Source organism: Planobispora rosea (assembly GCF_014648175.1).
GTDB lineage: Bacteria > Actinomycetota > Actinomycetes > Streptosporangiales > Streptosporangiaceae > Planobispora > Planobispora rosea.
In genome coordinates this window covers 62,689-71,672 of the sequence record NZ_BMQP01000045.1, presented here as the reverse complement: position 1 = coordinate 71,672, position 8,984 = coordinate 62,689, and the positions used below count along the sequence as shown (strand labels likewise).

General features: G+C 64.7%; 8 protein-coding genes. 5 read left to right on the top strand and 3 right to left on the bottom strand.

Annotation, left to right across the window (positions count from 1 at the left end):
- Nucleotides 1-37 precede the first annotated feature (37 nt).
- Nucleotides 38-184 carry a hypothetical protein gene (locus IEZ08_RS32215; protein WP_189243622.1) on the bottom strand — a complete coding sequence of 49 codons (147 nt, stop codon included), beginning with the start codon at nt 182-184 and terminating at the stop codon, nt 38-40.
- Between the two features lie 1,308 nt (nt 185-1,492).
- On the opposite strand from IEZ08_RS32215, the gene IEZ08_RS32210 reads away from it, so the two are divergent.
- Nucleotides 1,493-2,353 (top strand): hypothetical protein, encoded by an 861-nt coding sequence (locus tag IEZ08_RS32210; RefSeq protein ID WP_189243621.1) that lies wholly within the window; start codon nt 1,493-1,495, stop codon nt 2,351-2,353.
- Nucleotides 2,346-3,098 carry a DUF5131 family protein gene (locus IEZ08_RS32205; protein ID WP_189243620.1) on the top strand — a complete coding sequence of 251 codons (753 nt, stop codon included), beginning with the start codon at nt 2,346-2,348 and terminating at the stop codon, nt 3,096-3,098. The genes IEZ08_RS32210 and IEZ08_RS32205 overlap by 8 nt, the downstream gene beginning before the upstream one ends.
- 9 nt (nt 3,099-3,107) lie before the next feature.
- On the opposite strand, the gene tcmP is transcribed toward IEZ08_RS32205, so the two are convergent.
- Nucleotides 3,108-4,313, bottom strand: coding sequence for a three-Cys-motif partner protein TcmP (gene tcmP / locus IEZ08_RS32200; RefSeq protein ID WP_189243619.1), 1,206 nt, complete (start codon nt 4,311-4,313; stop codon nt 3,108-3,110).
- 540 nt (nt 4,314-4,853) lie between these two features.
- On the opposite strand from tcmP, the gene IEZ08_RS32195 reads away from it, so the two are divergent.
- The 3 genes from IEZ08_RS32195 to IEZ08_RS32185 all read left to right on the top strand — a co-directional run bounded on the left by IEZ08_RS32195 (nt 4,854) and on the right by IEZ08_RS32185 (nt 7,639).
- Nucleotides 4,854-5,897, top strand: coding sequence for a bifunctional DNA primase/polymerase (locus tag IEZ08_RS32195; protein ID WP_189243618.1), 1,044 nt, complete (start codon nt 4,854-4,856; stop codon nt 5,895-5,897).
- Nucleotides 5,898-5,975: 78 nt separating this feature from the next.
- A complete protein-coding gene (locus IEZ08_RS32190) occupies nt 5,976-6,167 on the top strand; it encodes a helix-turn-helix transcriptional regulator (RefSeq protein WP_189243617.1) in 192 nt (63 codons plus the stop codon).
- Nucleotides 6,167-7,639: a tyrosine-type recombinase/integrase gene (locus IEZ08_RS32185; RefSeq protein WP_189243616.1), complete on the top strand. Its 1,473-nt coding sequence runs from the start codon at nt 6,167-6,169 to the stop codon at nt 7,637-7,639. Before IEZ08_RS32190 ends, IEZ08_RS32185 begins: the two co-directional genes overlap by 1 nt.
- An 862-nt stretch (nt 7,640-8,501) precedes the next feature.
- On the opposite strand, the gene IEZ08_RS32180 is transcribed toward IEZ08_RS32185, so the two are convergent.
- Nucleotides 8,502-8,963, bottom strand: a complete 462-nt coding sequence (locus IEZ08_RS32180; RefSeq protein ID WP_189243615.1) for an NUDIX hydrolase — start codon at nt 8,961-8,963, stop codon at nt 8,502-8,504.
- Between the last annotated feature and the right edge of the window lie 21 nt (nt 8,964-8,984).

Here is an 8,984-nt window from a genome sequence, read left to right as displayed (position 1 = left end):
TACCTGCAGATTCTCGCTGTCCACTCGCCACGTGTGACTACGAACTGCGGAACCCGGGTCCCACCGTCACACTCAGCCCCAGCAGCAGCGCCGCAGGCATGGATCTGCCCGAGCGCCGCCCCAGGACTACCGCCAGAACGACCGGGATGAGCGAGAGCGTGACGACGATGATCACTTTAATCACCGATCCTGACAGTGACATCAAACCTCCGCGCCGAAAAAGCCCTAGAACGAAGTTCGAGTGGGCTGGGGATTCTCTCGACGTTCTGTCTATCAGGTGAACAATCACCCAAAGGGGCTGTGAATAAGGCGGAACGGCTGTGATCCGTTTCAGTGTCGGGGTGAACGCGAAACGAAACGCTAAAGAATCTTCAGGGGTGTCTCCGGTGAGGGTTTCGCAGCATTTTCCCAGCTCAGGCGGATTGCGAAGGGAAGGCGAAACGAGGATATTTAGTACACTTTTGTCCGTTTCTTATTGCTCGAGTTCCTCCGGCGGGTAACCCTTCGTTCCGGTTGCCGGTGAGATGCGGAAGAATCTTTAGAGCAACATCAACGAGGATGGGCGTGTGATTGGCGGTGACCCGGTTCCGTGACTGACTGTCTCTCCGAAGCCTGGTGGCAAGGGTTGTGCGATGAGCTCACGAAAATCCGTCAAAAGGCCGGAAACCCGCCATATGGGAGAATCCGGGAGCTGTCCTCCGGGCAACTGTCCGAAGGTGCCATATCGACGATGCTGACCGGACGGCACCGTACCGGACCACCGTCCTGGGCCCGGGTCGCGCTGTTTTTTAAAGCCTGCTGCGCCCACTTGGCCGGTACCGGTGTCGATGTGGTCTCCGAACTCGGCACGGAGACGGAGCTGTACCGCCTCCACTGCCGCCACACCCGCATTGATGACGGTGCGGCTCCGAAGACACCGTCGACGACCTTCCCAATAGGGCGGGAGAGCGCGTCTTCTTCGGCGGGAGCGCGAGGAGCATTGCCGCTGGGAGCGGCCGCCGGCACGTCACAGTGCTGCTGTTCGGCCTGTTCCGGACCGCCGGCTCTCAGCACCACCGTGCCCGCCCAACCGGAGACTGCGACAGCTTTGTCTCAACCCCTTTTGACGGTCGTAGCTGAGGAGGAGGTCTCCCTCAGAAACGCCAACCAGCAACTACCTGCGGCAGTTGATCCCTTCCCAGGCCAAGAACACAACGACGAGCGCTTCCCCACAGCCTCCCCGTTACAGCCCCCCCACTCCTCCGCTGAGCCCTGCGTCCCCACCAGTACAAGGCCTTCTGATCCGCTGCTTACCCCTCCCCCAGCCGATAAAGACCTTCGTCGTTACGCAGGAAATGTCACTGAGCCGGTGAAGTGGTCGGGAGACCCACATGATCCTCGCGCCTTGCTCTCCAGAGATCACCGACCGCTTCAACCCGCCCAGCCACTGGAACAGGAAGCCACTTTCGCCATTCTGGGCCGAGTCCCCCGAGGTCAGTACAGCGCTGATCGCATGCGCAACTGGTTCGGCCCCCGCGGCCCCCAACTTCTGCAAGGCGCCGAAGAAGGTAGCGCGCTGGACGCGTTCGAGCTGGCCATCCTGTTGATCAACCGCGGTTCCACTCACGAAGGCGCCCAGTTCCTGCGGTACGCCGGAAGCTGGGAAAACCGACTGACCTTGGACTTCGAAGACTTTCGCGACGGTGACCAGCTGTACGGAATGATCGTGAAAGATGTCTGTCGACGTGTCGGGGCCGCCTACGACCATGCCGGGTACTCCATCAAGGCTGACATGTGGTCTCGCTATGCAGAGACCGTCACCAGTGCCGCGCCCATCGCATTGCTCACGCGCGCCTCTGGCGGACGTCATGCCCGCAACCGAAGCCGCTATTGCCCGTTCGACCCCAACCAGGTCCAAGAGATCGAGAGCTTCTACTGGCATGCCTATGCAACCGACCCGGACAACACGAGCTTCACCGAGCGGGATCGCCGAATGCTCAGCGCCATCTTGGCCGACCGGCCCGTCTCTGATGCCTATCTCTTCGACCAGCACTCCCGCGGAAAGCGCAGAAAACACAGCATCATCACGGCAGCCTCGATCACTTCAGTCGCTCCTGCTGGGCAGAAGCCGTCCTCAAGCGTTCACGGGTGGCTGTCCTTCGGATGCCGCAGTCGCATAGACACCTCTCGCCTACGAGGGAAGAGTGGTGATCACGGGAGCAGCTGCTACGGGCGGGTGCTCCAGCACCGTAACGAGCTGCGCCGGAATCGGCGCAACGGATTCAATCGGATGGACAACATGCCTGCTTGCCGTGGCACTTGCCTCGATGTCGGCATAAAGACGTTCTTGCAAGGAGGGGTTCGAGGTGGCTGATCGCAGCGCCATCGAGTGGACCGAGGCAACCTGGAACCCCAGCACTGGCTGCGACAGGGTGTCAGCCGGGTGTGACAACTGCTACGCCCTCGCGTTGGCCAAGCGGCTTAAGGCCATGGGGACGGCCAAGTATCAAAACGACGGTGACCCGCGAACCTCAGGGCCGGGTTTTGGCCTCACCGTGCACCCAGACACCCTTACGCTGCCCTACCGGTGGAGAACGCCGCGCGTGGTGTTCGTCAACTCGATGTCTGATCTGTTCCATGCCCGGGTCCCGCGCACCTTTATCAGGGATGTCTTCGCCGTGATGGCGGATACCCCCCAGCACACCTACCAGCTTCTCACCAAGCGATCACGGCGGCTGCGGCTCCTGTCCCAGGAGCTGTCATGGCCGGCCAATGTGTGGATGGGCGTGTCCGTGGAGGACAGCACCGCTCTTCACCGGATCGCTGACCTGCGCGCCACCGGTGCCGCAGTGAAGTTCCTATCGTGCGAACCCCTCATCGGTCCGCTCGACGGTCTGGATGTGACCGGCGTCGACTGGGTCATCGTCGGCGGTGAATCCGGGCCGCGGCATCGGCCGATGCGTCTTGAGTGGGTTCTCGACATCCGAGACCGCTGCACCGCGGCGGGCGTGCCGTTCTTCTTCAAACAATGGGGTGGCCGTACTCCGAAGACCGGCGGACGCGAGCTTGACGGCCGCCTGTGGGAGCAGATGCCGCAGCTTCCCACTGGAGTCGGTTAACGCTCCTGCTCACCGACCCGGAGGGCGGGTGATCACCATTTCCCGGGTGCGGATGTTCTGGGGTGGTGGCCTCTCCGAGCGGCCGACCCGCAACTCCCCTGCCGCATACAGCTCCATGACGACGTGCCGGACGCTGTCTTCGGTGGCCACTCCGTAGGCTTCCCCGAAGACCTCCCGTGTCTGAGTGACCAGCCGGAAGCAGTCATGCCGGCGCAGGAGGTTACGGAGGTTGCCGGCGATGATGGAGCGGGCGATCGCCTCTTCCTGATCGATGAGGTCTTCTTTCATCGCCGTATGAGTGATCAGCGCCGGCACATCGCGTTCGTCGTCTAACTTGCCTAGGTGGCGTAGCCAGGCTTGCCGCGCCAGGGCCGTGGCATGTGCGAACACCCACAGGCCGTACTCGCTGCGGGTGAAGAAGATCAAGTGGTACACCGGCTGCTGCCCCAGTCTGCGGTGGACAGGAACCGTGGCCGGGTGCATGTCGGTGGCCTCGGCCAGGAGGTGGGCATACCGCTCGACGATCGCATGGGCGACCGGCTCGAAGCTTGGCTTACCTGCAAGATCTCGTGGCGCCTTTTCGAGGGCTTCTTCCGCCGTCTGCCGCCACCACGTCCCGCCACAGGTGGCGTCCATGGCGCGCTGCTCTTTGCGCTCACCCGCGCACATGACTCCGGCAACCCGGCGCGAGAGTTCAGCGCTGAAGTTGAGGAGTGCTTCCGTCACCGGCCTTCTCCCTGCTCTTGGACCGGCCAGCACACTCACTAGACGCTCAAAGCGCAGTCCAGCACCACAGGGGTCCAAGAACAGGAACAATGGAACACCTCTCGCTTCCGTCACAACTTTATCGAGGTGCTCCTCGACCTTTCCTCGCAACGCCACTCCGTTCACGCCCTGCGCGGCATACTCGGCGACAACCTCGGTAAGCACCCCGTAATCAGAGGGATCCTTCTCCACAAAGTAAGCACTGATATTTCGGAACTTCCTCTGCTTCACCATCCCTTGCAGGATCCGCTCAGCCGACGCCGGTCGGCCGTCCGGGTAGCGCCCTCGGCCTGCGAAGCCATCCAGCACCACCACCCGCCGGCCAGGCGCGGTGCTCCCCGTCATCGAGGTGAAAGTCTCCAAGTAGTGACTCAGGAGCTCGTGTTTGAACAGCGATTGCGCGTTCTCATCAAGGTTAACGAGAAGTCCCCCGGACGTCCCAGTCGCCATCCGGCCGCCTCCCCGCAGATCGGCATCACCTAAAAGAGGTGTACGTCGCGAACTTCCACTACGTCAATATGGCCGAAGTTAACGAAGCCTCTGCGCTAAAGGAACCGTCACTGGACCACAGAATCCAGGCTTCAAGAGAAGGAGTTTGCGGTTTCGAACTGTTCGAAACAATCCCTGCGTGAGATTGGCTGGCACGTGATAAGGCGCGCCACCTCGTGCTCACACAGCACTCACGTCAGCCGAAGACGGCATCCGCGCTTCCCGCCGCCACGTCATGGCGGCGGGATTCCTCTGGATCCCCGCCCCGCGGAAAGCCGCACCGATCCTTCTGTTCCGCGCGCTCTCCCCATGAGCGGCTGATCGTTTTCGGACGACCCGGCCAGGAGGCACCCCACCGCCCGCATCGCGCAAGGCGTGACGACGGCACTCTGTCGTCTCGGAGCACGCCATGCCCAGCCTGCCTGACCTACTGATCACTTCTTACTTCCGCCCCGGCCGACCTCCCGTCGGTCAGGGCGGAACTGTCTTCGGAGGCTGCCCATGCCTACCCCGCTCCCAGCCCGCCCCCTGGATCTGGCCTTACATCTGGCCGCTCTCGGCTGGCACATCCTGCCGCTGTCACCGACCAGCAAACGCCCTCTGGCCAACTGCTCCCGGTGCCGAAGCGCCGGCCGCGCTCACCTCATCGCAACCTGCCCCTGCCGGCCAGCCGGGCGCTGGTGCCACGGGGTCCATGCCGCCACCACCGACCCGGCTCGCTTGACTGCCTGGTGGCAACACCAGCCCGAGGTCGTGCCCGGCGTGGCCGCCGGCCCCTCCGGCCTGATCCTAATCGACCTGGACGCCCATGACGATCCGCTCCCGACCGATCCGACCACCGGGCTGCTGCCCGGCATCGACCTGACCGGCGACCCCGCCCTTGCCGATCCGGCCGGCATCCGCACCGGCCTGCACACCCTGGCCCTGCTCACCCGCCGGCGCGGCGGGCCCTGCCCCTGGCCGGCCGTTCCCGAGCATCAGCCCGTCGTGGTGACCACACCCAGTGGGGGCCGGCATCTGTGGTACCGCGCACCTGCGGCCAACCTGCGGCAAGCCCTGGGTGCGCTGGGCTGGCAGATCGACATCAAAGCCGGCTGGAACTACGGCCTCGCCCCCGGCGCCATCACCACCGCCGGCACCTACAGCCTGCGCGCCGGCGACCCGGCATTCCCTGGGCGCATGCCGCCCTGGCTGGCCCGCGAGGTGATCCGCGCGGCCAGTGCACCCCCGGCCCGGTCCCAGCCCCATCCGGCTCCTCCGCGAGCCCGCTCCGCCGGGGCCCCGGCCAACTACCTGACCACCGTCATCACCCGCGGCACCGCCCACCTGGCCACCCTGTCCGATGGCCGCCAGCGCGCCCTGTCCGCTCTGGCCTACCAAGCCGGCGGCCTGCTGGCCTGGTCCGGCCTTCCCGAATACCAGGTGACGTCCTGGCTGATTGCCGCCGGCGAGGCCAGCGGACTCCCTACCCGCCTGGCCACCCGTCTCGTCCATCGAGCCCTGGCGAACGGCACCCAGAACCCGCTGAGCCCATCACGCATCTGACGCAGCCAGCGACATCCGATGCCCAGGCTGACTGCCGCTCCACTGCAGCTTAGGAACCCGGAAGGACACGCACCGCCCATGGCTATCACTGCCGGCAAGCCCCTCACCGTCGCCGAGTTCTGCGCCGAGCTCGGCATCTCCCGATCCACCTTCTACGACTGGCGCGCCAAGGGACGCGCCCCGAAGTGCATCACCCTGCCCAACGGCAGTCTGCGCATCCGCCGCGCCGAGTTCGAGCGGTGGCTTTCCTCCCGAGAGGACGCCGCCTGATGAAGGACATCACCTACGACGTGCGCGTCTACAAGACGGAGGTCTACAAGGGCACGCGGGTCACCACCCACATCGTGAGGTGGAAGACTGCGGGAAAGCCCTGGAAAAGGCCCTTCCGGAACGCCGCTCAGGCCGACACCTTCCGCGGCGAGCTCCAGGCCGCCGCGCGCAAGGGAGAGGCGTTCAGCCTCACTACCGGTGAACCCGTCTCGTGGCGCCGCGCGGAGAAGACGGAGATGAGCTGGTATGACTTCGCCGTCGCCTACGTGGACATGAAGTGGAAGCGCGCTTCGGCCGGATACCGGCGCGACATCGCGCGAGCCCTCACAGCCGCGACACCGGCCATGCTGGAAAGCAACCGCGGCAAGCCGTCCGATCGGAAGGTCCGGAAGGCTCTCACACGGTGGGTCTTCAACACGAGGGATCGAGACAGTTGCCCGAGCGAGTACAGCCCCGTTATCGAGTGGCTGAAACGGAGCACTCTCCCGGTGTCCGCCCTCGAAGAGGCCGCGACCGTGCGAAGCGTGCTGGACACCGCCACGTCCAAGCTCACCGGCAAACCGGCGGCGGCGAGTACCGCCCGCCGGAACCGAGCGATTCTGTTCAACGCCCTGGAATACGCGGTTGAGCTGAAGGTGCTCGCCGCCAATCCGATCCGGGGCCTGAAGTGGCAGGCACCGAAGACCTCACATGAGGTCAATCGCGACTGTGTCGTCAACCCGGACCAGGCCAGGCAGCTTCTGGCCGCGGTGAAAGCGCAGAAGCGGAGCGGTCCGAGGCTGGTTGCCTTCTTCGCCGTCCTCTACTTCGCCGGTCTTCGCCCCGAGGAGGCCGTGGGGCTTCGGAAAGCCAACGTGATCTTGCCCGCCCTGGAGTGGAACAAGGAGACGGGCGAGTGGGAGGAGCCGCCGGGCGCGTGGGGAGAGCTGCGGTTCCGTAAGGCGTCACCGGACGTCGGAAAGGAGTGGACCGATGAAGGCACTCGGCGGGAAGAGCGGCAGCTCAAGCACCGTGCCGAGGGCGAAAGCCGTACGGTTCCCTGCCCACCGGAGCTGGTCAGGATTCTCCGCGCCCACCTGACCACCTTCCCGCCCGCCAAGGACGGTTTGTTGTTCACCGGCGTAAACGGAGGGGACCTGCCGGCCGTCACCTACCGGCGAGCGTGGGACAGGGCGCGCGCCGCGGTGCTGACCAAGGCGGAGTACGCCTCCCCTCTCGGCAAACGCATCTACGATCTCCGGCACGCCTGTCTGTCCACCTGGCTCAACGCCGGAGTGCCTGCACCCCAAGTCGCCTACTGGGCGGGGCACAGCGTGGACGTGCTGTTGAAGATCTACACCAAGTGCATCGTGGGTCAAGACGAAGCCGCCAAGCGCCGGATCTCCGATGCCCTCGGAAAGGCCGATGATCTTCCCGAAACTTCGGCATGTATTCGGCACGATCAACCGCCAGAGGCCGACGACGATCGTTGACGGCCGGACAGCAGAAGAGCGCCTCAGGCCACAGAAGTGCAGGTCAGAGGCGCTCTCGTAGAGGTCATCTGGGGTAGGGCGGGCGGGACTCGAACCCGCGACCAAGGGATTATGAGACACCAGGCCAATGAGGCACACCAGCGGTCTCTACCTGGCCAAACGCCTTCTCCCACCCCCGTCCCCCTGGTTTGCGGGAAGACATTGGGAATGATCATGACCGGTGAAGGCTCCAAGCGTGATCAACGAGGACTTGGTACAGACCCGCCTCCACCGGGCTCAAACTTCCACCCCTGACCTCTTCAATGCCCCGCGGGCATGGCAGTGGGCTACCCGTAAGTCAAGTTCACGAACGGCTCACCCCCACGGACGTGGGGAGGACCATCGACGCGTTCGAGGTCGCGTACGGGATCACGGCTCACCCCCACGTGGGGGTGAGCCGCACGATGAGGCGGGGTCGTAGTACGCCCACGGGTGGTCCCCACGCCCGTGGGGGTGAGCCGATCGGGTCTGCGGGCCGGACGCGATACGCCACGTGGTCCCCACGCCCGTGGGGGTGAGCCGCGCAGGACGGGGCTGGCTTCGCCGAGCTTGCTGTGGTCCCCACGCCCGTGGGGGTGAGCCGACGAACCGGTCGAGGCTGGCGCGGATGTCACCGTGGTCCCCACGCCCGTGGGGGTAAGCCGCGGGGAGCGGGGAGGCGGTCCGTCATGCTGTGACCCCCACGCCCGTGGGAGTACCGATAACGGTGCGTCCGCCACGGGTGTCGTCTGGATCCTTCCTGTGCCCGTTGTCGCGGAATTCTGAGACTGACTCCATGGGTGCGCCACTCTAAGAACAGCCGAAAGGATCTAGCTATTAGTCCTCATGAACTCGCATCAATGGTGTGCCGGTCAGGGTTTAGCAGGTTTATGCCATCGTGCTGGCGGATGGCGGGAACCCTCGCGAACTTCATTGCATCCAGGACCCGAACAGCGAATGCTTCCGATGCCAGAGCTCGCACTTCATCAGCGGTGACCCATCGGAAGGCACGGGACTCATCGGTTTCGGCCAGACTGCCAGTAACTACGCGGCAACGAAAAACGAGAGCGACGATGCCGCGAGGCATGTTCTTGTAGACGCCGGTCAGCGCGACAGGATCGACTTCAAGGCCGGTCTCTTCTCGGACCTCGCGGATCAGGCCGGACTCGATGTCCTCGTGTCGTTCGAGGATGCCGCCGGGGGCTTCCCAGTGGCCGTTGTCGCGACGCTGGGCCAGGAGGGCTCGTCCTTGGTCGTCGATGATGACGCCGGCCACGCTGACGGAGTGCAGGTGTTCGTGATCCATCAGCAGTCCCTCCCACGTCGG

Coding starts and splice junctions, on each gene's coding strand:
- IEZ08_RS32210 (WP_189243621.1), top strand. CDS start 1,493: ATGCGCAACTGGTTCGGCCCCCGCGGCCCCCAACTTCTGCAAGGCGCC.
- tcmP (WP_189243619.1), bottom strand. CDS start 4,313: ATGGCGACTGGGACGTCCGGGGGACTTCTCGTTAACCTTGATGAGAAC.
- IEZ08_RS32195 (WP_189243618.1), top strand. CDS start 4,854: ATGCCTACCCCGCTCCCAGCCCGCCCCCTGGATCTGGCCTTACATCTG.
- IEZ08_RS32190 (WP_189243617.1), top strand. CDS start 5,976: ATGGCTATCACTGCCGGCAAGCCCCTCACCGTCGCCGAGTTCTGCGCC.
- IEZ08_RS32185 (WP_189243616.1), top strand. CDS start 6,167: ATGAAGGACATCACCTACGACGTGCGCGTCTACAAGACGGAGGTCTAC.
- IEZ08_RS32180 (WP_189243615.1), bottom strand. CDS start 8,963: ATGGATCACGAACACCTGCACTCCGTCAGCGTGGCCGGCGTCATCATC.